Annotated in this window: 20 protein-coding genes and 1 tRNA gene; 14 read left to right on the top strand and 7 right to left on the bottom strand. The window is 44.6% G+C overall.

The genetic code is table 11. The features are described 5' to 3' along the window. Positions 1-9 precede the first annotated feature (9 nt). Positions 10-261: a hypothetical protein gene (locus ABDB98_RS14370; RefSeq protein WP_438420473.1), complete on the top strand. Its 252-nt coding sequence runs from the start codon at positions 10-12 to the stop codon at positions 259-261. Positions 262-278: 17 nt separating this feature from the next. Here ABDB98_RS14370 and ABDB98_RS14365 read toward each other — a convergent pair whose 3' ends face one another. Then, the gene (locus ABDB98_RS14365; RefSeq protein WP_438420472.1) at positions 279-1,016 is read right to left on the bottom strand and encodes a protein-glutamine gamma-glutamyltransferase; all 738 of its coding nucleotides are present in this window, start codon (positions 1,014-1,016) and stop codon (positions 279-281) included. A gap of 141 nt (positions 1,017-1,157) precedes the next feature. Here ABDB98_RS14365 and tlpB (ABDB98_RS14360) point away from each other — a divergent pair, with 141 nt between their 5' ends. The 5 genes from tlpB (ABDB98_RS14360) (at position 1,158) to ABDB98_RS14340 (ending at position 10,141) form a co-directional block, all read left to right on the top strand. After that, on the top strand, positions 1,158-3,143 hold the full coding sequence (gene tlpB / locus ABDB98_RS14360; RefSeq protein WP_438420471.1) for a methyl-accepting chemotaxis protein TlpB: 1,986 nt from the start codon (positions 1,158-1,160) through the stop codon (positions 3,141-3,143). Between the two features lie 184 nt (positions 3,144-3,327). Then, positions 3,328-5,316 carry a methyl-accepting chemotaxis protein TlpB gene (tlpB, locus tag ABDB98_RS14355; RefSeq protein ID WP_438420470.1) on the top strand — a complete coding sequence of 663 codons (1,989 nt, stop codon included), beginning with the start codon at positions 3,328-3,330 and terminating at the stop codon, positions 5,314-5,316. Between the two features lie 127 nt (positions 5,317-5,443). Then, positions 5,444-7,429, top strand: coding sequence for a methyl-accepting chemotaxis protein TlpB (gene tlpB, locus ABDB98_RS14350; protein ID WP_438420469.1), 1,986 nt, complete (start codon positions 5,444-5,446; stop codon positions 7,427-7,429). Positions 7,430-7,448: 19 nt separating this feature from the next. Continuing rightward, positions 7,449-9,551 carry a methyl-accepting chemotaxis protein TlpB gene (gene tlpB / locus ABDB98_RS14345; protein ID WP_438420468.1) on the top strand — a complete coding sequence of 701 codons (2,103 nt, stop codon included), beginning with the start codon at positions 7,449-7,451 and terminating at the stop codon, positions 9,549-9,551. Positions 9,552-9,616: 65 nt separating this feature from the next. Beyond that, on the top strand, positions 9,617-10,141 hold the full coding sequence (locus ABDB98_RS14340; RefSeq protein ID WP_016938163.1) for a type 1 glutamine amidotransferase domain-containing protein: 525 nt from the start codon (positions 9,617-9,619) through the stop codon (positions 10,139-10,141). A gap of 32 nt (positions 10,142-10,173) precedes the next feature. Here ABDB98_RS14340 and ABDB98_RS14335 read toward each other — a convergent pair whose 3' ends face one another. Continuing rightward, positions 10,174-11,160, bottom strand: coding sequence for a Gfo/Idh/MocA family protein (locus ABDB98_RS14335; RefSeq protein ID WP_438420467.1), 987 nt, complete (start codon positions 11,158-11,160; stop codon positions 10,174-10,176). A 179-nt stretch (positions 11,161-11,339) separates the two neighbouring features. On the opposite strand from ABDB98_RS14335, the gene ABDB98_RS14330 reads away from it, so the two are divergent. The 3 genes from ABDB98_RS14330 to ABDB98_RS14320 all read left to right on the top strand — a co-directional run bounded on the left by ABDB98_RS14330 (position 11,340) and on the right by ABDB98_RS14320 (position 13,620). Further along, complete coding sequence (locus ABDB98_RS14330; protein WP_095241429.1) at positions 11,340-12,500, top strand: AI-2E family transporter; 1,161 nt, start codon at positions 11,340-11,342, stop codon at positions 12,498-12,500. A 91-nt stretch (positions 12,501-12,591) separates the two neighbouring features. Next, positions 12,592-13,422, top strand: a complete 831-nt coding sequence (locus ABDB98_RS14325) for an undecaprenyl-diphosphate phosphatase (RefSeq protein WP_045925819.1) — start codon at positions 12,592-12,594, stop codon at positions 13,420-13,422. Between the two features lie 125 nt (positions 13,423-13,547). After that, positions 13,548-13,620, top strand: a tRNA-Ala gene (locus tag ABDB98_RS14320). Between the two features lie 424 nt (positions 13,621-14,044). Here ABDB98_RS14320 and ABDB98_RS14315 read toward each other — a convergent pair. Beyond that, entirely contained in the window at positions 14,045-14,248 is a 204-nt protein-coding gene (locus tag ABDB98_RS14315) for a hypothetical protein (RefSeq protein ID WP_438420466.1), read from the bottom strand. A gap of 298 nt (positions 14,249-14,546) precedes the next feature. Here ABDB98_RS14315 and ABDB98_RS14310 point away from each other — a divergent pair, with 298 nt between their 5' ends. Beyond that, a complete protein-coding gene (locus tag ABDB98_RS14310) occupies positions 14,547-15,677 on the top strand; it encodes a tetratricopeptide repeat protein (protein WP_438420465.1) in 1,131 nt (376 codons plus the stop codon). Between the two features lie 1,355 nt (positions 15,678-17,032). On the opposite strand, the gene ABDB98_RS14305 is transcribed toward ABDB98_RS14310, so the two are convergent. Continuing rightward, positions 17,033-17,674: a cupin domain-containing protein gene (locus ABDB98_RS14305; protein WP_438420464.1), complete on the bottom strand. Its 642-nt coding sequence runs from the start codon at positions 17,672-17,674 to the stop codon at positions 17,033-17,035. Between the two features lie 214 nt (positions 17,675-17,888). On the opposite strand from ABDB98_RS14305, the gene hmpA reads away from it, so the two are divergent. Both hmpA and ABDB98_RS14295 read left to right on the top strand, forming a co-directional pair. Further along, positions 17,889-19,064, top strand: a complete 1,176-nt coding sequence (gene hmpA, locus ABDB98_RS14300; RefSeq protein WP_438420463.1) for an NO-inducible flavohemoprotein — start codon at positions 17,889-17,891, stop codon at positions 19,062-19,064. Between the two features lie 137 nt (positions 19,065-19,201). After that, a complete protein-coding gene (locus ABDB98_RS14295) occupies positions 19,202-20,047 on the top strand; it encodes a glucosaminidase domain-containing protein (RefSeq protein WP_060964466.1) in 846 nt (281 codons plus the stop codon). Between the two features lie 32 nt (positions 20,048-20,079). On the opposite strand, the gene ABDB98_RS14290 is transcribed toward ABDB98_RS14295, so the two are convergent. From ABDB98_RS14290 to cudC, 3 genes are all read right to left on the bottom strand, one after another. Further along, positions 20,080-20,748 carry a potassium channel family protein gene (locus ABDB98_RS14290; protein WP_438420462.1) on the bottom strand — a complete coding sequence of 223 codons (669 nt, stop codon included), beginning with the start codon at positions 20,746-20,748 and terminating at the stop codon, positions 20,080-20,082. Between the two features lie 161 nt (positions 20,749-20,909). Further along, a complete protein-coding gene (bslA, locus tag ABDB98_RS14285) occupies positions 20,910-21,449 on the bottom strand; it encodes a biofilm surface layer hydrophobin BslA (protein ID WP_438420461.1) in 540 nt (179 codons plus the stop codon). A gap of 163 nt (positions 21,450-21,612) precedes the next feature. Next, entirely contained in the window at positions 21,613-22,173 is a 561-nt protein-coding gene (gene cudC / locus ABDB98_RS14280) for a choline uptake/conversion transcriptional regulator CudC (RefSeq protein WP_016938177.1), read from the bottom strand. Positions 22,174-22,373: 200 nt separating this feature from the next. Between cudC and betB the strand changes: the two genes are divergently transcribed. Both betB and gbsB read left to right on the top strand, forming a co-directional pair. Beyond that, positions 22,374-23,846 carry a betaine-aldehyde dehydrogenase gene (betB, locus tag ABDB98_RS14275; RefSeq protein WP_198698055.1) on the top strand — a complete coding sequence of 491 codons (1,473 nt, stop codon included), beginning with the start codon at positions 22,374-22,376 and terminating at the stop codon, positions 23,844-23,846. Positions 23,847-23,863: 17 nt separating this feature from the next. Continuing rightward, a complete protein-coding gene (gbsB, locus tag ABDB98_RS14270; RefSeq protein ID WP_438420460.1) occupies positions 23,864-25,072 on the top strand; it encodes a choline dehydrogenase in 1,209 nt (402 codons plus the stop codon). Positions 25,073-25,119: the final 47 nt, after the last annotated feature.

The following is a 25,119-nucleotide window of genomic DNA, read 5'->3' as shown; positions in this document are numbered from 1 at the left end:
TGATGGAAGATGAAGATTCTTCAAATGTCCTATAAAAAAAGAGGAAATATTGAGTTTGTTTTTGAAGATTTTCCGCATTCCAAAGTCACCATGGCGCCGATTAAAGGGTATTACTTTGTCCGGGCCATTAAATGGAGCAGACGGGACAGAGCCGTCACCCGCCATGATTTAGAGAAGTTTGAATGGGCGGCAAACCAAGCGCTCGGCACGACGGCTTTTTACCGAAAAAGAAAAGCATTTCATATCCCATCGTCACAATGACAGACGATGGGATTGTTTTAATGCATCATCCGATATAGCGCAGGCGCATCAAGCCTTGTCGCCTGAGAAAGCAGATAAGCTGACTGCACGGCATCTCTTTTTCTTAAAGAATTCAATTTCTGGATAATCTGTTCAGCGGTCAGAATCCCGAGACCGTGGGCGAAAAATTGGTCATTCCCCATCACAATGACATTTTCTCCCCGCCACTGGGCCTTTGCAGGATTAAAATCAGGGTTTTTAAAATATAAACAATCTCCCCTTAAAAAGTGGCTGCCGGTTTCCGTGTAGATCGGCAGATGCTCATAGTGCCAGTCATACAAAGTAATATCCGGGAAACGGCGGTCAAACCGCTCTTCACCGATGGTCTTTAAAACGGCCAGATAATAAATCACGACAATGGCCGTCGCGCATTCAAATGCATAAAACGCCCCGTTTTCAACAATATCCCGAATCGCTTTTGAAGCGGGAATTCTGTACTTCAGCTCCAAGGCTCCTTCCGGCGTCAGTCTCCAATAAGCCGTATTTCCGTATGTTTTGGCGAAAGTTGCAAATTTTGCGCCTGATCCGTTCAGTTCTCTTGCGGCTTCCACAATATGGCGCCGCAGCCGTGCTTCAAACATCAGTTCAGCAATCGATCCGTAATCAAATTGTACGGGAGAATGGGTCAGTTCATTTAGATACGGAACAAGGCTTTCTTCCGTCTGCCAGTTCGCAATGTCCTGGGGCCGAAGCACTTGGCCGGAAATGATAATCATCTGCGCGCCCCCTATCTTTTTTTATAAGATATGCAGGAAGCTTGGGAAATGAAAATCAAGTCATAAAAAAGGAGGAAATGTTAACAAAATGTGAAGACTGAGCCGATATATAAGGTATCACACATGAGGGAGCAGCTTAATATGAAAAAATTCATTAATTGGTGCACAAAGGCATCGATTTCACGTAAATTAATCATTTCATTTATCGTGATCTTAATCATACCGATTCTCGTGTTAGAATTCAGTTCATACCATACGGCGAGCAATTCGCTGGATGATCAGATTTCAGGCAACGCGAAAAACAACATCGAATCTTTTAACACAACGATTACAAATGATATCGGCGCAAAAGCAAAGGCGATTGAATTTTTCAGTGAAACGTTAAAAGGGTCATCATTCTCAAAGAAAAACATGTCTGCTCTTGAAGAAAAGTTCGGGCAATACACATCTATTCATAAGGACGTAGCCCGCATTTACGGAGGAACGGAAGACGGCAGCTACACACAGGCGCCGAAGGAAAATACTCCGGCTGATTACGATCCGAGAACACGCACATGGTATAAAGACGCTGTAAAGGCCGGCGGCACGCTCGTTGTCACCGATCCTTACACCGCGGCAAGCGACGGCAGCATGGTTGTCACCGTGGCAAAGCAGATGCAGGACGGAACAGGCGTAGTAGCCATGGATATTACGATCGACCAGCTGCTGAAACAGATGCAGGGAATCAAAATCGGGGAAAAAGGCTTCGTGTTTATCACATCTAAAAATAAAACCTATGTCGCGCATAAAGACCACAAACCGGGCGATAAAGTCTCAACCCCGTGGCTGAACGAGGTATACAGCAAAGACAGCGGAATTATTTCATACAAGCTTGATGATGAAAATAAAAAAATGGCATTTACGACAAATAAACTGACCGGGTGGAAAATAGAGGGGAGCATGGAGCTCACCGAAATTAAAGACGCCTCACAACCGGTGCTGACGATGGGAATGATCGTCCTTGCAGCATCCATTATCATCGGGGGAATTTTAATTCTGTTTATTGTCAGATCCATTACATCACCGCTGAAACGTCTTGTCCGCTCGTCTAAACAAATCAGCGGCGGAGACCTGACTGAAACCATTGAGATCCGCTCGAAAGATGAACTGGGCGAACTGGGCGCAAGCTTTAATGAAATGGGAGAATCTCTGCGCGGACTGATCAGCGCGATCCAAAGCTCGGTCGACAACGTGGCCGCGTCATCAGAAGAGCTGACCGCCTCAGCTTCGCAGACAAGCAAAGCGACGGAGCATATTACGATGGCGATTGAGCAGTTTTCAAACGGAAACGAAGAGCAGAGTGAAAAAGTCGATTCAAGCTCAGCCAAGCTGAATCATATAAATGACGGGCTCGCCGCCGTTTCCCGCACATCATCATCCATTACGGAAGCATCTAAACAATCGAAAGAAGCTGCCGGCACCGGGGAAGAATATGTGCAGCAAACCGTCGGGCAGATGAATCTCATCAATCAATCCGTCCAGCAGGCGGAAGCTGTTGTAAAAGGTCTTGAGGCCAAATCAAAAGACATCGCTCATATTTTAAGAGTCATCAACGGCATTGCCGATCAGACAAACCTGCTTGCATTAAATGCAGCCATTGAAGCGGCAAGAGCCGGTGAATACGGGCGGGGCTTCTCAGTGGTAGCCGAAGAAGTGAGAAAGCTTGCCGTCCAATCCGCCGGTTCTGCAAAAGAGATTGAAAAACTCATTCAGGAAATCACGGCTGAAATTAATACTTCGCTTCACATGTTTACATCCGTTAATGAAGAAGTGCAATCAGGACTTGCGGTGACGGATCGAACGAAAGAAAGCTTCCAGAATATCTTCGGCATGACAAACGACATCGCCGAGAAGCTGCAATCCATGAACGGCACGGTTGAACAGCTGTCAGACAGCTCTCAGCACGTCTCAGCCGCGGTAACAGATATTGCGGACGTTTCACGGGAAAGCGCAGCAAGCATTCAGGATATTGCCGCATCCGCAGAAGAACAGCTTGCATCTATGGAAGAAATCAGCACATCCGCCGACACTTTGGCGCAAATGGCCGAAGAACTGCGGGAATTAACAAAACAATTTAAAATCAACTAGTAAAAAAGGACGCTTTCCGGATGGAAGGCGTCTTTTTTTATGGCTTCTTCGAGAAAATTAAATAAAAAGTCTTACTTACAAAAAGAGCATATAGAACTATTTTTCATTTATGACTAAATTTTCAATGTAATAAAAAGGGAGATTGCCGATATAAACAGTAAATGATTGAAAGAGGTTTACAAAATTGAAAAAAACAGCAAAAAACATCGCAAAAAAATCAATAGCCAGAAAACTCATCATTTCATTTTTACTGATCTTAATCATTCCGGTAGCAGTGCTGGCTGCCAGCGCCTATCGTTCGGCTGCCTCATCCGTTGAAAATCAAATGATGGAAAGCGCCGAAGGGAATGTGCAAATCTTAAACAATATGATTGATGACCGGATCGGGACGTTTACAAAAAGCTCAGCATATTTCAGCGAATGGGCGACAAGCGCAAAATTTAAAGAAAAAAACCAAACGGAAATGAAAGAAAGATTCAAGCAGTTCATAGAAAGCAATGATAAAGCTGCCGCCGTATTTTCAAGCAGCAAGGATGGCACGTTTACACGTTATCCTCATGCCGATATGCCGGCTGATTTCAATCCGCTTGAGAGAAACTGGTATCAAGAAGCCATGAAGAACAAAGGCCAGACCATCATCACGGACCCTTATCAGTCCATTTCAAACAAAAAGATGGTCGTTACCATGGCCCGTGCGGCTCAGGACGGATCAGGGGTCGTCGCCATTGATATTAAAATCGACGATCTCATTACGATGACAAAAGAAGTCAATATCGGAAAAGAAGGATATGCCTTTATCCTCAGCAAAAATAAAAAAGCCGTTGCCTACAGCAATGAAAAATCCGGCGCGGCGGTATCTGGAAAATGGGTTGATACATTATACAGCGGGGAAAAAGGCGATTTTGAATATACGATGAACGGAAAAGCGAAAAAAATGGCGTATGTCACCAATGAGGCGACAGGCTGGAAGATCAGCGGAACCATGTCCGTTGATGAAATCAAGGATGCGGCAAGACCGGTTCTGATCACAGCCATTATCATTTTGGCCATAGCGGTTGCCGCAGGAATGGTTTTCATTTATTTTGTCATCCGCTCTATTACAAAACCGTTAAAACGTCTCGCAGCGTCAGCGGAAAAAATCAGAAGCGGAGATCTGACGGAAACCATTCAAGTCAGCTCTCAAGATGAGCTTGGCGTGCTCAGTAAAAGTTTTAATCATATGACAGATTCACTCCGGACGCTTATTCAGGGAATTCAGGACTCTGTTGAACATGTCGCTTCCTCCTCAGAGGAGCTGACGGCTTCCGCCGAGCAGACGAGCAAAGCAACGGAACATATCACCCTTGCGATTGAACAGTTTTCTAATGGAACGGAAGACCAAAGTGAGAGCATTGAAAAAGCGACAGCCCAAGTGAATGACATGAAAGACGGGCTCAGCGATCTGGCGGAAGCGGCAGCTGTTGTGACGGAAACTTCTATTGAATCGGCGGAGATATCCGGTGCCGGAGAGCGGCTTGTTAAGAAAACAGCAGGCCAGATGGATACCATTGACCAATCTGTGAGTAAAGCGGAACAAGTCGTAAAGGGGCTTGAGCACAAATCGCAGGACATCACCAGCATTTTGCGCGTCATTAACGGCATTGCCGATCAAACGAATCTTCTCGCTTTAAATGCAGCCATTGAAGCGGCAAGAGCGGGAGAGTACGGACGCGGTTTTTCAGTCGTTGCCGAAGAAGTGAGAAAGCTTGCCGTCCAATCAGCCGATTCAGCAAAAGAAATCGAAACCTTAATCCATGAAATCGTTAAAGAAATTCATACATCGCTCGGAATGCTGGAGTCCGTCAATCACGAGGTGAAAAGCGGACTTCAGCTGACGGACGAAACGGAAAAAAGCTTCCGGGACATTTCTGTCAAAACAAATCAGATTGCCGGTGAACTGCAAAATATGAATGCAACCGTAGAACAGCTTTCCGCCGGATCTCAGGAAGTATCGAACGCTTCAGAGGATATCGCGGCCGTCTCCAGACAAAGCGCGGCCGGCATTCAGGATATTGCGGCTTCTGCTGAAGAGCAGCTCGCCTCTATGGAAGAGATCAGTTCATCCGCCGTCACGTTGGAAAAAATGGCTGAAGAATTACGCGAGCTGACAAAACGCTTTAAAATAAGTTTTTAATTAAGTCTAAAAGACTACTTTTGTAATAGGTAAAAAGTATGTTTTGTTATATTTCTTCTTTTTAGATATGTATATTTACCCATAATCGCCGATATGAAGGGTAAACACGTAAGAGGAGATATAGCAGATGAAAAAAATCATGCAAATCATCAAGCAGAGATCGCTTACAAGAAAACTGCTCATTTCTTTTTTGGCCATTCTTATTCTGCCGATTTCAACGCTGGCTTTTATCGCATATCAATCGGCGGTAAGCACGCTTGACAAGCAGGTGATGGGAAGCGCATTAGATAATGTGCAGCAGATTAATAATATGATCAATACCAGCATCAGCCAGAAGGAAGACGGAACGGCATATTTCAGCGATTGGCTCACCAAGGATCGGTACAAGCCGAAAAATCAATCGCAAATTATCGATAAATTCACAGAGTATATGAAAATCAATAAAGATGTGGAATCCATCTATACGAGTGACACGGAAGGCCATTTCACACGGTATCCCGATCTGCAGATGCCTAAAGGATATAATCCGCTTGAAAGAGACTGGTATAAAAAAGCCGTGGAAAACAAGGGGAAAGTTGTTGTAACAGATCCTTACCGCACGGCTTCCACCAATACGATGGTCGTGACGATCGTTCAGCAGACGAAAGACGGCTCAGGGGTCGTCGCCATCAATATGAAAATCGAAGAACTTCTGAAAACGACAAAGAAAGTGAAAATCGGAAAATCCGGCTACGCTTTCATCCTGACGAAAGACAAAAAAGTGGTCGTTCACCCGAACCGCACGTCAGGCACAGCATTAGACGGAGATTGGGCTGAACAGCTGTACAGCAGCAAAAAAGGTGATTTTCAATACAAATACGACGGCCAGGAAAAGAAAATGGCTTATGATACGAACGAGCTGACAGGCTGGAAAATCAGCGGAACGATGTATGTGGACGAGATTCATGAAGCGGCGCTGCCGGTCCTTCATCTGTCCCTGCTCGTTCTGTTGTTAGCAATTGTCATCGGAACAGTCGTCATGGTGCTGATTATCCGTTCAATCACAAAACCGCTCAAGCAGCTTGTGACATCATCGAAACAGATCAGTGAAGGCGATTTAACCGAAACGATCGAGATTCAGTCAAAAGACGAATTAGGCGAGCTTGGCAAAAGCTTTAACAATATGGCAGCTTCACTTCGGTCTTTAATCCATGCCATTCAGGATTCCGTGAATAACGTCGCGTCTTCCTCAGAGGAGCTGACGGCTTCAGCGGAGCAGACAAGCAAGGCAACCGAACATATCACACTGGCAATCGAACAATTTTCTAACGGAAATGAAAGCCAGAGTGAAAAAATTGAAAGCGCCGCGGAACATATTTACCAAATGAACAGCGGACTCAAAGATATGGCGAAAGCATCTGCCGTCATTACCGAATCCTCCGTCACATCAGCGGAAGTCGCCAATTCAGGCGGAAAGCTCGTCCACCAGACGGTCGGTCAAATGAACGTCATTGACCGGTCAGTGAAAGAAGCTGAACAAGTGGTGCGCGGGCTTGAAACAAAATCAAAAGACATTACAAACATTCTCCGTGTCATTAACGGAATCGCCGATCAGACAAATCTTCTTGCGCTGAACGCCGCAATTGAAGCCGCGCGTGCCGGTGAATACGGCCGGGGCTTCTCCGTCGTCGCAGAAGAAGTGAGAAAACTTGCGGTGCAGTCTGCCGATTCAGCGAAAGAAATCGAAAGCTTAATTATAGAAATCGTCAACGAAATCAATACATCTCTCGGCATGTTCCAATCCGTCAACAAAGAGGTGGAGAGCGGGCTGGATATTACGAATCAGACCGAAACGAGCTTCAGGCGGATTTCGGAAATGACGAACCAGATCGCCGGAGAAATTCAAAACATGAATGCGACAGTAGAACAGCTGACAGCCGGTTCGCAGCAGATTTCAGGAGCTTCTGAGCAAATCGCGTCCATCGCAAAAGAAAGTTCAGCCAGCATTCAGGATATCGCGGCCTCCGCCGAAGAACAGCTGGCTTCCATGGAAGAAATCAGTTCGTCTTCAGAAACGTTATCCCAGATGGCGGAAGAATTACGTGATATGACGAAACAATTTAAAATAGAATAATAGTCCATAGAACACCCAAATGTGCTGTTTGGGTGTTTTTTTTAGTTTTTTTAATAAATCTTTTGTCCTAGCTGTCGATAATAGATTTAGCTTTTCAAAGAAGGAGACTGAAAAAATGAAACAACTGATACATTGGATCAAACAGCCATCCATCAGCAAGCCGCTTATCGCGGCATTTTTAGCCGTATTGGTGCTTCCGATCGGCATACTTGCCTATTTCAGCTACCAAACGGCGGGGAGTACATTAGAAAACGAACTGACCCACAGCGCGCAAGGAAATGTCAGCGAACTGAACAGCGTGCTGGAAAACATGCTCGAAGGCAAGCTGAAAGGACTTGACTATTACAGTGAATCAATCACAAAGGACAAAATGAACAAAAAAAATAAATCCGACCTGCTTGAAAATATGAAGCAGTATGTCACTGTAAATGACGATGTCACATCAATTTATGCCGCGTCCGCCGACAAAGCGTTTGTGACATATCCGTCTGCTGACGTGCCGTCCGATTTCAATCCGCTCACACGCGAGTGGTATACAAAAGCGGTTGAAAAAAGCGGACAGCCGGTGTTTACCGAGCCTTATAAGGACGCTGCAACCGGACAAACGGTCGTTACGATTGCCCAGCAGACAAAAGACGGCTCAGGCGTTGTAGCGCTGGATATTAATCTGGGCGACCTGCTGAATGCCTCTCAGCGCGTACAGATCGGTCATAAAGGATTTGCTTTCATTACAACGGGAGATAAAAAATACATCGCCCATCCGACCATCAAAGCGGGAACGGAAGGCTCCGGAGACTGGACGAAAGAAGTATTTTCGAAATCAAGCGGATCGTTTGAATACACGTTTGAAGGACAGCAAAAGAAAATGGCCTTCACGACAAATAAACTGACGGGCTGGAAAATCGCCGGCACATTCTTTGTCAGTGAGATACATGACGCAGCCGCGCCTGTCATGAAAATGGCGCTGATCATTCTTGCGATTTCTCTTATCGTCGGCGGGATTTTAATCTTCTTTATCATTCGCTCGATTTCAAAACCGCTCAAAAAACTTGTCTCGACATCAGCTAAAATCAGCGACGGCGATTTAACCGAAGTTATTAACATCAGGTCGAAAAATGAATTCGGTCAGCTCAGCCAAAGCTTCAATGAGATGTCGGCATCACTCCGGTCTGTCATCGGCGTCATTCAATCATCCGTCGAACATGTTGCTTCTTCATCCGAAGAGCTGACGGCATCTGCCGGTCAGACAAGCAAGGCGACCGAGCATATCACACTGGCGATTGAGCAATTCTCAAACGGAAACGAATCACAAAGCGAGAAATTGGAAGAAAGTGCTGATCACCTGTCCCAAATGAATACGGGCATTGCCGAGACGGCGAATGTATCGGCGGAAATCACCGAATCGGCCATTCAAACCTCTGATACGGCCGGAAGCGGAGAAAAATTAGTGGCGAAAACGGTCGGCCAGATGAAAACAATTGATCGTTCCGTCCAGCAGGCGGAAGCCGTCGTAAAAGGACTGGAAACGAAGTCGCACGACATTAAGAGCATTCTGAACGTCATTAACGGCATTGCCGATCAAACAAACCTGCTTGCTCTAAACGCGGCTATCGAAGCAGCCAGAGCCGGCGAATACGGACGCGGTTTCTCCGTCGTTGCGGAAGAAGTGAGAAAGCTTGCCGTACAATCAGCCGACTCCGCGAAAGAAATCGAAACGCTGATTCAGGAAATCGTCAAAGAAATCGCCACATCGCTTTCTGTATTCCAAGCGGTGAATCAAGACGTGAAAGAAGGCCTCGATATTACGGATCAAACGGCCGAAAGCTTCAAAAAAATCTCGGAAATGACGACTCAGATTTCAGGCGCTTTGCAGCATATGAACGGAACGCTTGAGCAGCTTGCGGCCGGGTCACAAAACGTGACAAACGCGGTGGAGGATATTACCTCAGTCGCCAAAGAAGGGTCCGCCGGCATTCAAGACATCGCCGCGTCAGCCGAAGAGCAGCTGGCTTCCATGGAAGAAATCAGTTCCTCTGCTGAAACGCTTGCGCACATGGCCGAAGAACTGCAGCAGGTCACACGGAAATTTACGATTCAGTCTGAAGGCGAAGAACAGCTGTAACGAGCTGTTTCTTTTCCTCAGCTGAAAAAAGCGATACACTTGAAAAAAAGAAGGGAGTGGCAGTGATGAGATTAGAAGGCAAGAAAGTCATAGCGCTTGTCAGTGACGACTTTGAAGACTTAGAGCTTTGGTATCCCGTCTACCGGATGAGGGAGGAAGGCGCGATCGTCCATTTAATAGGAGAAGAAGCCGGCCGTTCATACAAAGGAAAATACGGCGTGCCCGCGACGGCGGATTACGATTTTAAGAGCCTGATTATTCAGGAGTATGATGCCGTGCTCGTGCCTGGCGGCTGGGCTCCTGACAAACTGCGAAGATATCCGGAAGTTTTGGACATCATCCGTACGATGAACGAGCAGAAAAAGCCGATCGGCCAGATCTGCCACGCAGGCTGGGTGCTCATATCTGCCGGAATTCTCGCAGGAAAAAAAGTAACGAGCACGCCCGGCATCAAAGACGACATGACAAATGCCGGGGCACAGTGGCTGGATGAAGCTGTCGTAACTGACGGCCATATTGTATCAAGCCGCCGCCCGCCCGACCTTCCGCAGTATGCAAAAGCGTTCGCTGACCTGTTAGCATCCAAATAAAAAACATCCGCCCGAAACCCGGGCGGATGTTTTTAGTTTTGATCGGCAGGAAAGACAACTCCGATTTGTTTTCTCGCTTCTTCCATAATGCTTGCCGTAATGAAAGAGCGTTCAAAGGTATTTTCGGAAGACTCCTGCTGTCCGTTCCGAAGAAGGCTGATGAATTCAGCCGTTTCATAATACATCGCCGGTTTCAGATCAGGAACGGAAATGTCCTCCATCCGTCCATCACGATAGCGGATTTCCGCCCGCTCCGGCCCGTGAATGCTGTCCAGCACGATTGTGCCGTCTTCACCCTGTATTTCCGCCGGGGCAAACGAATTTGATATTTTTGAATGCATCAGCACCGCTTCAAACCCGTCGTATGACAAAATAACCGTGCCCTCGCCGTCAACGCCGGATGCTAGTTTGTGACCGGTCGCAATGACGTTTTTTGGTTTGCCGAACAGGACGACGGCCGGATAAATGCAGTATACGCCGATGTCCATTAACGAACCGTTCGATAATTCAGGCTTAAACGCATTAAGCACCGTTCCGTTTTTATATGCATCATATCGTGATGAATATTGGCAGTAGCTTGCCGTGAATCTCCTGATCGGCCCGATTTTATGTAAGTGGTTTTGAAGCATGCTGAAGTTCGGCAAAAACGTCGTTTTCATGGCCTCCATCAAGAGAACGCCGTTCGCTTTGGCTGCGTGAATCATATCTTCCGTTTCCCTTGCGTTAGACGCAAACGGTTTTTCGCACAGCACATGCTTGCCGTGTTCCATAAAAAGGATCGCCTGCTCCTTATGGCATGCATTCGGGCTGGCGAGATACACCGCATCATAGGCTTCGCTTTCCGCCATTTCTCTCAGGCTGGTGAAATAATGAGCTGCGCCGTGTTTGCCGGCAAATTCCGCCGCGCGTTCCTCAGTTCTGGAATAAACCGCCGTTAATTGAAAATCATCAATAGCAGAAGCCGCCTCCAGAAATCGTTCTGTAATCCAATTCGTTCCGACTGTTGCAAATCGAATCATTGCTATCGCTCCTTCTATGTATTGGCTTACATTATAGCTGTTTTTCAAAGAAACATAAATGGAAAAAAGGCTGTCCGCCAAAAGTATAGGAAAAATTCCCATAGAGACCGGTTATTATTTTTCATTACAGGAACGATAGTGTACAATTTAAGTAAAATACATATGATGGAGGAACAATAGTGGAAACATTGCAAACATGGGGCGGCAGATTTAAACAGTTTTTCTTAGACAATAAATTTGTGTTGTTTTTGCTTGTATTGCTGCTCATCGGTCTCAATATCCTTGTCTTTATGAAGACATCATTTATTTTCACACCTATTATCGTCCTGCTCAAAACGATTGCACTCCCCGTTATTTTGACAGGAATTGTTTATTATCTGCTTAATCCGATCGTAGATATATTGGAAAAAATAAGAGTGAAAAGAGTCTATTCCATCCTGCTCCTTTACCTCGTTATTATAGGGCTGATTACGATTACGATCGTTTCAATTATTCCGTTTTTAAAGGAACAGATCATGAGCCTGATCGACAACCTGCCAAAATATGTGGACATCGTTGAAGATCAGACGAAAAGCCTGATCGGAAGCGATTTTGTAAATCAGGCGCAAAAGACGATGAATATCAACATTTCCGATCTTGCCAATAAAGTATCGGCGCAGGCGGCGACAATTGCAAACAGCACATTTACCGGAGTCGGGAATTTTATCGGTGCGCTGACGGAAGTGATTATTTCAATTGTAACCGTGCCGTTTATTCTGTTCTATTTGCTGAAAGACGGCAAAAAACTGCCAATCTATATCTTGAAATTTGTGCCCACCCGTCTGAAAGAACAAACGTATACGATGCTGAGCGAAATGAACCACAGATTAAGCTCCTATATCAGAGGACAGGTCATCGTCAGCTTCTGCATCGGGTTTTTATTATTTATCGGCTATCTGATTATCGGACTTGATTATGCGTCACTGCTTGCGGTCATTGCCGCTTGTACGAGCGTTGTTCCGTATTTAGGGCCGACCATTGCCATCACGCCGGCGATTATTATCGCTTTAGTCACTTCGCCTCTTATGCTGCTGAAGCTTGCGATTGTATGGACCGTTGTCCAGCTCGTGGAAGGAAAATTAATTTCTCCGCAGATCATGGGGAAAAATCTTCACATTCACCCGATTACCATCATCTTTGTTCTTTTAACCGCCGGAAAGCTGTTCGGGGTTGTCGGCATTATTTTAGCCATCCCGGGCTACGCGGTCATCAAAGTGGTCACGACCCATCTGTTTGATTGGTTCAAAATGCGCTCGCATTTATATGAAGAAGAAAAAAATGATGCCGTATCGAAGTCATAAAATCGGAACCGACATGATATTTATTATAAGACAGGCTTTCCTTCAGAGGAGAGCTTCTCTTTTGTAAATGATAAATGAAGGGAAGAATAGGATGACACTATGGGAGATGTTCACAGCTGCCGTTTTGGGAATCGTGGAAGGGCTGACGGAATACGCGCCGGTTTCTTCCACGGGACATATGATCATAGCGGATGACATCTGGCTGAAATCCGGAAGCCTGATGAATCCTGAAGCCGCCAATTCCTTCAAAGTGGTGATCCAGCTCGGTTCGATCCTGGCGGTGGCCATTGTGTTTAAGGATCGGATATTAAATTTACTCGGCCTCAAAAAAAACGTGACGCGCGACCAGCAGAAAGGATACAGGCTGACCATCGCGCAAATCGCTGTCGGTCTTGTTCCGGCCGCAGTGCTCGGCTTTTTATTTGAGGATTTCATTGACCGCTATCTATTCTCCGTAAGAACGGTCGCTTACGGACTAATTGCCGGAGCCGTGCTTATGCTGATTGCGGACTGGGTCAATAAAAGAAAAGATACGATCAATACGGTAGACAGAATCACCTACAAACAGGCTTTCTGTGTCGGTTTATTCCAATGTCTCGCCTTGTGGCCCGGCTTTTCCCGATCAGGTTCAACGATTGCCGGAGGTGTCATTCTCGGCTTGAATCACCGGGCGGCCGCAGACTTTACATTTATCATGGCCATTCCGATTATGGCGGGTGCAAGCCTTCTGAAGCTGGTGAAATACTGGAGCAGTCTTTCTCCTGACATGATTCCGTTTTTTCTTGTCGGTTTTATCTGCGCCTTTGTCGTCGCTCTCTTAGTCGTCAAATTTTTTCTTCGGCTTATTAATCGGATTAAGCTTGTCCCGTTCGCCATTTACCGTGTCATCCTCGGCATCATTTTAATCATGCTCGTGCGATAAACGAAGAGGCCCCCGGAGGGTCTTTTCTATGTTTGAAGAACGTCTCAGAAAAATGTAAGCAAACTGAATTTTCGGCTTGAAATTCGAAGGAAACTCGTCTATAATAAAACATGACGTTACCGCACGGGGCCATAGCTCAGCTGGGAGAGCGCTACGCTGGCAGCGTAGAGGTCAGGGGTTCGAGCCCCCTTGGCTCCATACCTTTAAACCCTTATTCTATAAGGGTTTTTTTATTTGTCAGGAACAGAACCAACAGCCCCAAAAAAAGTCTCGCCTTCAAATTAAGATTGAATGGTTCAAAATATTGAGCTGTCTCATTTTTAAGTTTTTCGGTTACATGTCTTCGGCTTGCATGACCGGCGCGTTTCTGAATTTCACCGGCTGCTATAAGGAGAGCCTAGGTGGTTTTACAAGAGGCTGCCCGTTGACCGTTTTAGAAATTGATCAATTTACATAGAAGCCGCCCCTTTCCTAATCCACATAAGAAAAGTCCTTCACCATGCCGAAAACCGTCAATCATCGCGCCTAAAAAGTATAAACGCGATATTATAACTCCCTATTTTGAAAAAATGTACAAAAAACAAATTTTTCCTAATAAGGGTACATTTATCTGGTTTTAATCTTATGACCACAAATTCAAAGCAAGAAACGAAAGACCCCAAGCTAATATACCGAACATCACAGAGAACCTAAGACAAGCTTCAAATTTTGTAAGCCCTCGCTCTCTTTTTGTTTTGCCTAATTTCCAGTAAATAGCATATCCGGAGAACACCAAAATGATTACTCCGAGTCGTGTCATATCTTCTAAAAATTTTATACCATCCATTGATTTTCACCTCGTTTATTTATGAGAAAAAAATAAAGTAGACTTGTAGAGAGTCTACTTATAAACGTTTTCCTAAAGTACACATTTTCATAGAGCTTAAAACATTTGAGTGATAAAGTAAGGCGCATTTTAAAATGATATTCCCCATGCATTAGTTTTATTATCGCAAATGGAATGGCCGTTTCCAACAGTTATGTGAAAATAAGTAATCTGGCAGACCGCAAACAAATTGCGGTTTTTTTTCATTCAAACATAATTTGGAAATGTTAGAATATTATATAAAAGGAGGAGTGGCCTTGTGAGTTCTGTTTTACCATCATCGGAGGTAGGCGTTAAAATTAATGAATGGTACAAAATGATACGTCAGTTCAGTGTTCCGGATGCGGAAATTTTGAAAGCGGAAGTGGAGCAAGAAATAAATGAGATGGAAGAAGACGAGTATTTACTGATTTACTACACCCTCATGAAATTCCGCCATCAGCTCATGCTGGATTATTTAGAACCGGTGACGACCCGCGTGAGACCGACAATTGACGAGCTGCTGGAAAAAATCGAAGTATCAAATAAAGGAATTTCCGGCCTGCTGTGTTATTACTCTTTATTTTTCCGCGGCATGTATGAATTTGATCAAAAGCAGTATGTAAAGGCGATCGGCTTCTATAGAGAGGCTGAAAAACAACTTGTTCATGTGCATGATGAAATTGAGAGAGCGGAGTTTCATTTTAAATTGGCTGAAGCATATTACGGTATGAAACAAAGCCACGTCTCCATGCATCACGTAAAGCAAGCGCTCGATATTTACGATCAGTATGAGTTGTATAAAGTCCGGAAAATTCAATGTCTATTTGTCATATCGGGGAATTATGTTGACTTTAAACGCTTTGAAAAGAGTTTGCCGCATTTAGAAAAAGCTTTAGAGTTGTCGAAACAAGTAAACAATAATGAAAGGCTGCTCAGTTCTGCTTATTACAACATAGGAAAGAATTACGGAGACCTAGAAGAATATAGTAAAGCTGAAATCTACTTAAAAAAAGCAGCAGAGATATCTGAAAAGTATAAATTGGGTAACCTCCCGCATTCCTTGTTTACATACGCAAAGCTTCTATTTAAACAAGGGAAAACAAGCGAGGCGATTCAAATCAGCAAAAAGGGACTTTCATCAGCGATATATCACGGGGATAAGCTGTTTGAATCTCTGCAAAAATATTTGGAGGCTTTATATATTAATGCAATAGACCAAATGGGAATCAAAAAAACAATTGATTACCTTGAGAAAAATAAAAACTATTCGTATGTAGAAGATATTGCTCTTGATACGGCTGCTGTTTATGCAGAGTCAAAACAATATGACAAATCTTATTTTTATCATCGAAAAATGATTCAAACACAAAAACAAATTCAGAGGGGAGAATGCCTGTATGAATTTTAGAAAAGGCGTATTTATCATTGTATCGGCTGTCGTTTTAATGTCAGGGGTCGGTCTAACGGTATCGGCTGTTTCATTTGATGGATCATATCAAGTTTCATCTGATCGTAATCAAACCTAAGAAGGAGAGTGCCTGTATGAATTTTAAAAAGAGCATCTTCATCGTCCTGGGTCTGACATTGACTTTAGTATGTGGGTTGGGTATGAACTCGGTAGAAAAACAAGCACAGGATACAATCAAAGTAGCTTCTGAGCGTTTTCAGACTTGAACAGCTTACGCCTTTTCTTCGGAAAAGGCTTTTTTAGTTTTCTTTATTAGTTTCAAAACATCCACCTGTGTTTTTCTTTCAATTGTTCCATGGAGGGATTTTTCCCAAAGCGGGTCATATTAAAAACTTTTCGTTCAAAATCAGTCATTTGATCATCTCCCAACTTCATAAGTCTCAAGGGAAAAAGAGAATCAAATACAATAAGCCATCTATCCCCCTTTAAGTCCTTCACACGAAATTCCTTCCGTAGGTGTTTTCATAATGAACTGCGCAGATAACCTTGCGTATGTATCCGTCGCCATAAACTCGAACGATAATTCTATGCTAATATTTAAAAAATATGGCACTCAATATTTATAAGTTCAATTTTCTTTTCAATTTATCAATTTAATGGAGGGAAAATAGAAAGGAGAGAAATGAGAAAGTATTTTGGGATCGTGCCGCTTATCATCCTTTTATTCACATTGTGCTTTCTGCCTCATATTCATTGGGCGCTTGGAATTCTAGGAATTGTCGTGGGGAGTATTCTGGCAATCAAATCACCTAAAGGAATTGCAAAGAATATTTCTTTTGTTATCCTGGCACTTTGTTTACTTTTACTATTATTCTTGATTGTGATGGGCGTTTTGATGACAGGTCTAGTGGGAAATTAACTTTAATTTACAATCCTATTTGGGACCAACTTGTTCATTTTTCGCCAAACAGAAGATTTTTTATCAGAAAGACTGGTCAGCAAACCCTATCATCTCCACACTGGCGGCGTAGAGGTCAGGGGTTCGAGCCCCTTGGCTCCATACCTTTATAAGTTTTTAATCCTCTGCAGCAGCCTCTGTGTTCTGCTTCATTTCTAACAACTAAATGAAAGGAATAAGAGGAAAATCTATCTTCTACTAACTCTTTCAGCGCAGTGGCACTTCTTTTAACAGCGCTCCCCGCTCTTTCTCTGTGGTCTTCACGTCTGCTTCAGAAATATGTGATTCAAAAAAATTGCCCGAAGGTGAGTACAAAGTAAGCTGCGGAACCGGACCGTAATGATTAAGAGCCCCTCTTTCATGAGGGGCTTTTTTTAATGCCGCTCCTGCTCTCCGTTTAATACCCCCAATATAACGGCGGATCATAATGCCGATACGGATCATTCGGATAATGCGTATTTGGCTGATAAGGTTTATTCATATCGTGAATACCCGTATTTTCAGACTGCCCGCAGTATTTATCGGGACCTATCACAGTTGATTTGCGGATCGGTGAAACAGCTTTTTCCCATTCCTGTTCATTCAGACAGTACGTATGCGCCATGATCTCGGGCGGCGTGAGACGGAGAACATCCGAGCCGTAAATCACTTCAGGCGTATGGGCGTCAAATATGGCCAAAAGATGGGTATTATCTGAAGTCGCGATCTCATAATGCCACCACCCCTGCGGAATATTCGCCACTTGCCCGGGGGTAATCGGGTAATTTCGTATTTTCTGGGTGAACGGATTCAGCATCGACACCGTTGCGGAACCCGAAATACAGTACACCAATTCAGCGGCATTTTGATGGGTATGCGGTTCAATCACATTGGTCTTGCTCAAAAAGATATCCAGTAATGAAATATTTTCAAGCGTGTTTAACTGTTTAATCCCCAATACATTGATAAAGTTCCGATGATCTTTAGTGAAAAAACGGCTCTCATTCACATCATATGTGAACTGTGTATTCGGAGACGTGTAATCCATATAAGAAACCATACAATCCCCTGCTTTCATGTGTAAACGTATAATTTCTACAATATGTGTCCCGGTTCCAATAGGTGAAAAAGGGAATAAAAACCAATGATTCCAAATCGAACACAATATTGTGACGACTTTTCTAAAGATTCATTTAAGATATATCTTTTATTCGAAATATCTCTTACTATAAAGATATATTATAAATACATCTTTAGAAGGGTTGAGGATTAACATGCTGGATGAGAGAACAATAGACATCATCAAAAGCACAGTACCCGTATTGAAAACACATGGAGAAAACATCACAGGACGCTTTTATAACCTGATGTTTCAAGATCATCCCGAACTGTTAAATATGTTTAACCAAACGAACCAAAAGAAACAGACGCAGCGCGCAGCATTGGCAAATGCAGTCATTGCGGCTGCGGCGAATATTGATCAATTAGAACAAATCATTCCGGCGGTCAGACAGATCGGCCATAAACACACTAGCATCGGGGTAAAGCCGGAGCATTATCCGATTGTCGGAAAATATTTGCTTCTGGCGATCAAGGATGTGCTGCAGGATGCCGCAACTCCTGATATTATGGAGGCTTGGGAAAAAGCTTACGGCGTCATTGCAGAGGCTTTCATCGGTATTGAAAAAGATATGTACAATGCGGCCGGATGGCAGGGATATAAAGAATTTACGGTGATAAAGAAAACCGAAGAAAGCAAAGACATCACATCATTTTATATCAAACCGAGCGACGGCTCTGCGCTTCCCGAATTTGAAGCGGGGCAATATATCAGCATTAAAGTGCGGATTGCAGATTCTCCTTATACGCACATTCGCCAATACAGCCTGTCTGATGCTGCCCGAAAAGGCGAATATCGGATTTCCGTGAAAAAGGACGGAGCGGTTTCTTCTCATCTCCACAATGAAGTTCAAGAAGGAGATAAACTTGAAGTCAGCGCACCCGCCGGGGATTTCAAACTGTCTTCCGCCGAAAAACCGGCTGTTCTTCTCAGTGCCGGTTCCGGAATCACGCCGATGATGAGCATGCTGAAAACAGCCGCCGAAAAACAGCCGGAGCGTTCTATTACTTTTATTCATGCCGCGAAAAACGGAGAGTACGCCGCGTTCCGCAAAGAAGTCGAGCAAGCTGCGGCAGGCGATCCGAATATTAACGTCATTTATGTATACAGTGAACCGTCAGAACAAGACCGCTCAGGGGACAAGCCTTTTTACAGCGGCCGGATTGATCAAAGCTTCTTAGAGCAGCTTCATCTGAATCAAGATACTGAATTTTACTTGTGCGGTTCAGCACCGTTTATGACGCAAATGAAAGATATGATTCTTGCACTCGGGTTTAACTCTGATTCCGTTCAATTTGAATTGTTCGGTCCTCAGCTGAGCATGGCATAAAAAAAAGACTCCTCTTTGAGGGGTTTTTTGTTTGCACACATGTTCTTTCTCCGTCTTTTTCCCTATTTTATTGAAATTTTCATCAATGACCAGTAAAATTATAAATCTAGTGATTCCGGAATTAAAGGAAGGTTGATATGAAAAAGAAAGCAAAGACCAAAAGGGTGCTTGGATGCCTTTTTGCTGTATCTCTTATATTCGGATTATTTCTGGTATCAATGGTGTTTTCGAAATTCATAGCGACGGAAGAAAAACCGCCTGAAGAGGTGGACGGGCAGCAGGTCTTTATTGACAGCCTTTCCGGGCATGCTCAGATTTTATATGAGAAATATCATGTCCTTCCGAGCATCACCCTTGCACAGGCCATTCTCGAATCGGATTGGGGGAACAGTGAGCTTGCTGGAAAAGCGCGCAACCTGTTCGGTGTAAAAGGTGATTATAAAGGAAAACACGTCACGATGAAAACAGATGAATTTGAAAAAGGGAAACGAAAAACGATTCGGGCAAAATTCCGTAAGTACAACACGTTTTTTGAATCCATGGATGACCACGCCAAATTATTTGTCAAAGGAACGTCTTGGAATAAAAAGAAGTATAAACCTGTCATAGAAGCGGACGATTATAAATCAGCTGCGGCAGCCCTTCAAAAATCCGGCTATGCCACAGATCCCGACTATGCGGAAAAAATTAAAGATGTCATAGAAACCTATAACCTGAATGAATTTGACAAAATCAATGCCTCTCTTAAAGCAGTTGATAAGAAAGGCGCCATCAAAGACTACGCCATGGAAGATGTTTGGTCCAAGCCGTCGAAAGAGCAGCATTCTATTAAACTGGCATCGGCGCAAAAGTTTACCGGCCAGCATATTAAAGTTGTGTCTGAGAAGCAAAACGGCGGATCCGTCTGGTATCAATTTCAGGTGAAAGACAAGCTGATCGGCTGGGTTGACCAAACCGCCGTCCAGTTAAATGAAGAAACATAAGCATCACAAAAGCCGGCCGCAGCCGGCTTTTTTTACATTCCCTCTGTTTCAAATCTTTTAATATCACGTTTATGCCCCATCAGCACAAGGCAGTCACATTCATGGATGACAGTCTCCGGAGAAGGGGACAGCTGAATGTCTCCATTATGTTTCACGGCGAGAATGGTGCAGCCGAATCTGGCACGGACGCCGAGGTCAAGAATGGTTTTTAAATGGAGTTTTTTCGTGGCTGACAGTTCTACGATGCTGTATTCATCTGACAGGTCAATATAATTTAAGACGTTTTCATCCGACAGGCTTTGCGCAATCCTCACGCCCATATCCTTTTCCGGATGAATAATACGATCAGCGCCGATTTTCTCAAGCACTTTGTGATGATAATAATTTTGCGCCTTCACCCAAATGTTAGGGATGTTCAGTTCTTTCAATAACAGCGTCGTCAGCGTGCTTGCCTGAATGTTGGCGCCGATTGCCACGATGACATATTCAAAATTTCTGATGCCGAGCGATTGAAGTTCGCTTTCTTCCGTCGCATTTGCCCGCACGGCATGAGTGGCATAAGAGGAGTATGCGTTGACCCGCTCTTCGCTGATATCGACGGCCAGCACCTCATGCCCCATTTTAAAAAGCTCTTTGCAGATGCTTCCGCCGAAACGGCCGAGTCCGATGACGGCAAATTGTTTATTTTTGATTTTTCCCAATCCTCATAACTCCTTAAGAAACTGTTTTCGTCACTCCAAATACAACAAACAAGAATGTACTCCTGTTTCAAAGGTTTGTCAATGTGAGAGCCGGAAGAAAAAACGGCACAAAAAAAGACCGGCTGACAAGCGGTGGGCTTGTGCCGGTCCGTTTTTCGCAATTATTTGCAGTTGCAAGGCTGTGTCGGCGGTGTGCTGCGTTTTTGAACAACAATTGTGTCCTCAGCATAGAATTTAGAGCCGATGCTCAATGATTTATTTTCTGCACGGAACTTATATGTACCTGCAGCAGGCAGCGTTTTATTATTAAGAGAAAGCTTAAATTCCGCCGCGCCGAGCAAATCAATGTTTAACGGAAGTCTGACTGTTTTGCCGTTATTCAGAATCTGTCTTTCACGCAAAGCGTGTCCGTTGATTGTATCCTTTGTTGTAGCCGCAAATCCGCTAGGAAGGGTAAATTCCATAACGCCTAAGCTCAGAATCGTGTTCGGGCGGTACGTCAATTCGATGTCAGAAAATGACCATTCCTGCTGGCTGGCACCTGTGTATTTTGCAAATAAGGAAGCGGTCGCCTTTGTGGACATTTCCGGCTCGTGAACGGTTGAACCTGATTCAGCAGCGAATGACGCTGTCGGCAGAGAAAGCAGTAAAGCCAAGCCGAATAAACTTGCCATGATAGTTGAGAAAAACTTTTGTTTCATATCAAAATCCCCCTTAAAAAATTTGTCGATCGTTCTTAAAAAAGAACGACCGTACCTATAAAAATTTACCATCAATTTTAATGGAAGTAAATGGGGTTATGTTCCTATATTTCCTCGAAAATAATCAAATCACGTCGAAAAATGACGAAGAAAAAACGCCTGATTACGATTCAGGCGTTTTTTCGTCTGTTTCTATCGGAATAAAGTTAAAAATCTCTCCGCTCCGGACTGAATCGGCGAGCCGCTTCAGCCAATGATAATAGGCCTTCGAGCTTTCAAGCTGATCATATAACTGCCGCGCTTCTTCCTGTAATTCCGCGCTGCCTTCCTCTGCCAGCAAAACGGCCTGCAAATCCGCCTGGGCCTGTACGATGGCGGACAAATTCACCTGAACTTCCCGATCCCATTTCGGCGGGAAGAAATTCGTGAAAAACGTAAAGAAATCCTTTTCCGCTACAAATGTATGCTTCCGCGTGCCGCGGTGAAAGGTTTTTTTGACCACATTTAAATCCTGCAGCTTTTTGACGCCTGTGCTCATACTCGGTTTGCTCATCTGCAGTTCCTCACGCATTTCATCAAGCGTCATTTCATCCCTCATATACATTGTTCCGTATAAAATTCCGACACTCCGGGTGATTCCGTACAGATCCATCGTCTCAGCAATGGAATCAATGACAAGATCCCTTGCTTGTTCTATAGCTGCAAATTCTGGATTCTCATCCATACTGTCCCTCTTTTCCTCTTGAAGATTAAATTGATTAAGTCATTTCTTTATGTTCTTAATCTTAACGAATCATGGCGAAATGTCAAAACCTAAGCGGACAAACAAGGTTTTGACAGGTTAAAAAACATGTGTTAAATTAACATTGTTAAAAACATTAAATTTTTATTTAACAAACTTACTTTTCGGTAAGGAGGACTCTTATGAGCAAAACGCTTTATATCGGCGGCGAATGGATCAGTGCAGAAAAAAAACAGACCCGCCGTATCATCAATCCATTTAATCAGGAAGAAATTGCAACAGTATGTGAAGGAGACCGGGACGATGCGGTGAAAGCCATCGCCGCAGCCAGAAAAGCATTTGATGAAGGGGAGTGGCCGGTGCTTTCGGGACTTGAGCGCGGTCAATTTGTTCTGAAAATTGCGGAATTAATCAGACGAGATCTGAACGAATTAGCTGAGCTGGAATCGCTGGACACAGGGAAAACCATTGAAGAAAGCAAAGCCGACATGGATGATATCGCAAATGTATTTCAGTATTATGCCGGTTTGGCGGATAAAGACGGAGGCGAGGTCATCTCATCTCCGATTCCCGATTCCGTAAGTAAAATCGTCAGAGAGCCAATCGGCGTATGCGGACAAATTACGCCGTGGAACTATCCGCTCCTTCAGGCGAGCTGGAAAATCGCTCCCGCTCTTGCGGCCGGAAACACGATCGTTTTAAAGCCGAGCGAGATAACTCCGCTGACAACCATTAAAGTCTTTCAATTAATAGAAGAAGCCGGTATTCCGAAAGGAGCCGCCAATCTTGTGCTTGGACCGGGCGCTTCTGTCGGGGATGAGCTGGCGAGAAACCTTGACGTCGATTTGGTGTCCTTTACGGGCGGAATTGAAACAGGCAAAAAAATCATGCAGGCGGCAAGCGGCAATGTGAAAAAGATTGCCCTTGAGCTTGGCGGCAAAAATCCGAATATCGTGTTTAAAGATGCGGATCTCGAAACAGCTGCAGATCAAGCGCTCAACGCCGTGTTTTTTCATGCCGGCCAAGTTTGTTCGGCAGGCTCGCGCCTTTTAGTGGACGAAGCCATTCATGATGAATTTTTAGCCGAGTTAATCAAGCGCACGAAACGCATCAAATTAGGAAACGGTTTTCATGAAGATACGGAAAGCGGTCCGCTGATTTCCGCCGAGCATCGGGCCAAAGTTGAAAAATACGTAGAAATCGGAATCGAAGAAGGGGCAAAGCTGGAAACAGGCGGCAAACGTCCTGATGATCCCGCCCTTCAAAACGGTTTCTTCTATGAACCTACTATTTTCTCAAACTGCAAGTCTGACATGAGAATTGTCCAAGAGGAAATCTTCGGCCCCGTTTTAACAGTCGAGTCATTCTCTTCTGAAGAAGAAGTGGTCAGACTCGCCAACGATACCATTTACGGGCTGGCCGGAGCGGTATGGTCAAAGGATATTGAAAAATGCGAACGCGTAGCCGCAAAACTGCGGATGGGTACGGTTTGGATCAATGATTTTCATCCGTATTTCGCGCAAGCGCCGTGGGGCGGGTACAAACAATCAGGCTTCGGCCGTGAACTCGGCAAAATCGGTCTGGAAGAATACACGGAAGTCAAACATATTTACCGCAACACGAAACCTGCACCTGTTAACTGGTTTCAAGCATAACGAGGAGGAGATATAATATGACATTAAATATGAAAGTAGAAAGCATGCATAAATTCCATACATTCGAAATCCCGACAGTTATTAAGCACGGAATCGGCGCGATTCAGCATGCGGGAAAAGAAGTCAGAGCGCTTGGCGTCACAAAAGCGCTGCTCGTAACAGACCCGGGAATTTATAATGCGGGAGTGGCAAACCCGGTTATTGAATCCTTGCAGGAAGCGGGCATCGAAGTCGTCCTGTTTAACAAAGTGGAGCCGAACCCGCCTGTACGTCTTGTGAACGAAGGATCTGAACTGTATAAAAAAGAAAGCTGTAACGGCCTTGTGGCTGTCGGCGGCGGAAGCTCCATGGATACGGCGAAAGCGATCGGAGTAGAAGCGACACACGAAGGTAGCGTGCTTGATTATGAAGCCGCGGAAGGCAAAAAGCCGCTGGAAAACCGTATTCCTCCGCTGACGACGATCCCGACAACTGCCGGAACGGGTTCAGAGGTTACGCAATGGGCGGTCATTACAGACGAGGAAAGAGAATTTAAATTCAATACGGGCGGACCGCTTATCGCCGCGCATTTAACAGTCATTGATCCTGAGCTGCATACGTCCATGCCTCCGCATGTGACGGCCATGACAGGTATCGATGCTCTCGCGCACGCCATTGAGTGCTATACGATGAAATTCGCGCAGCCGATCACTGATGCCGTGGCTTTAATGGCTATTGAATATGGGGCGCATTATATTAAGCGTGCGTTCGCGGACGGAGAGGATTTGGAAGCGAGATACGGCATGGCACAGGCGGCGATGCTTGCCGGACTTTCATACGGCAGTGAATCCGCTGGCGCTGCGCATGCAATGAGTCAGACACTCGGCGGCATCATCCCTGTCGCTCACGGGCAATGCGTCGCAGCAATGATGGGGCCGGTAATGGAATACAACTGGAAGGGATATCCGGAAAAATTTGCCCGCATCGCCAAAGCATTCGGAATCGATACAAGCAACATGACAACCGAAGAAGCGGCCAAAGCGTCCGTCAATTGGATGTATGACCTTGTAAAAGATTTAGAGGTGCCGAGCTTAGAAGAACAAGGTGTGTCTCCGGACATGATTGAGCGCTTATCAAAAGAAGCCATGAAAGATCCGCAAACCTTCGGAAATCCAAGAGACTTGAATGAGAAAGCATACAACTGGATTTACAAACGCTGCTTTGACTTAACGCCGAAAACGGTATAATAATTGAACCCCGCTCCTTTACAGAGCGGGGTTTTTTAAGGATAATG

Origin of the sequence: Bacillus siamensis (genome assembly GCF_051628075.1) — a bacterium.
Lineage (GTDB): Bacteria > Bacillota > Bacilli > Bacillales > Bacillaceae > Bacillus > Bacillus siamensis.
Note: the sequence above shows the minus strand (reverse complement) of the source record. Positions and strands in the feature narration are given on the sequence as shown.

Coding starts and splice junctions, on each gene's coding strand:
- ABDB98_RS14315 (WP_438420466.1), bottom strand. CDS start 14,248: ATGGATGGTATAAAATTTTTAGAAGATATGACACGACTCGGAGTAATC.
- ABDB98_RS14295 (WP_060964466.1), top strand. CDS start 19,202: ATGAAAAAGAAAGCAAAGACCAAAAGGGTGCTTGGATGCCTTTTTGCT.
- tlpB (WP_438420471.1), top strand. CDS start 1,158: ATGAAAAAATTCATTAATTGGTGCACAAAGGCATCGATTTCACGTAAA.
- ABDB98_RS14325 (WP_045925819.1), top strand. CDS start 12,592: ATGACACTATGGGAGATGTTCACAGCTGCCGTTTTGGGAATCGTGGAA.
- gbsB (WP_438420460.1), top strand. CDS start 23,864: ATGACATTAAATATGAAAGTAGAAAGCATGCATAAATTCCATACATTC.
- ABDB98_RS14370 (WP_438420473.1), top strand. CDS start 10: ATGAAGATTCTTCAAATGTCCTATAAAAAAAGAGGAAATATTGAGTTT.
- betB (WP_198698055.1), top strand. CDS start 22,374: ATGAGCAAAACGCTTTATATCGGCGGCGAATGGATCAGTGCAGAAAAA.
- ABDB98_RS14335 (WP_438420467.1), bottom strand. CDS start 11,160: ATGATTCGATTTGCAACAGTCGGAACGAATTGGATTACAGAACGATTT.
- cudC (WP_016938177.1), bottom strand. CDS start 22,173: ATGGATGAGAATCCAGAATTTGCAGCTATAGAACAAGCAAGGGATCTT.
- bslA (WP_438420461.1), bottom strand. CDS start 21,449: ATGAAACAAAAGTTTTTCTCAACTATCATGGCAAGTTTATTCGGCTTG.
- ABDB98_RS14340 (WP_016938163.1), top strand. CDS start 9,617: ATGAGATTAGAAGGCAAGAAAGTCATAGCGCTTGTCAGTGACGACTTT.
- tlpB (WP_438420469.1), top strand. CDS start 5,444: ATGAAAAAAATCATGCAAATCATCAAGCAGAGATCGCTTACAAGAAAA.
- tlpB (WP_438420468.1), top strand. CDS start 7,449: ATGTGCTGTTTGGGTGTTTTTTTTAGTTTTTTTAATAAATCTTTTGTC.
- ABDB98_RS14305 (WP_438420464.1), bottom strand. CDS start 17,674: ATGGTTTCTTATATGGATTACACGTCTCCGAATACACAGTTCACATAT.
- ABDB98_RS14365 (WP_438420472.1), bottom strand. CDS start 1,016: ATGATTATCATTTCCGGCCAAGTGCTTCGGCCCCAGGACATTGCGAAC.
- hmpA (WP_438420463.1), top strand. CDS start 17,889: ATGCTGGATGAGAGAACAATAGACATCATCAAAAGCACAGTACCCGTA.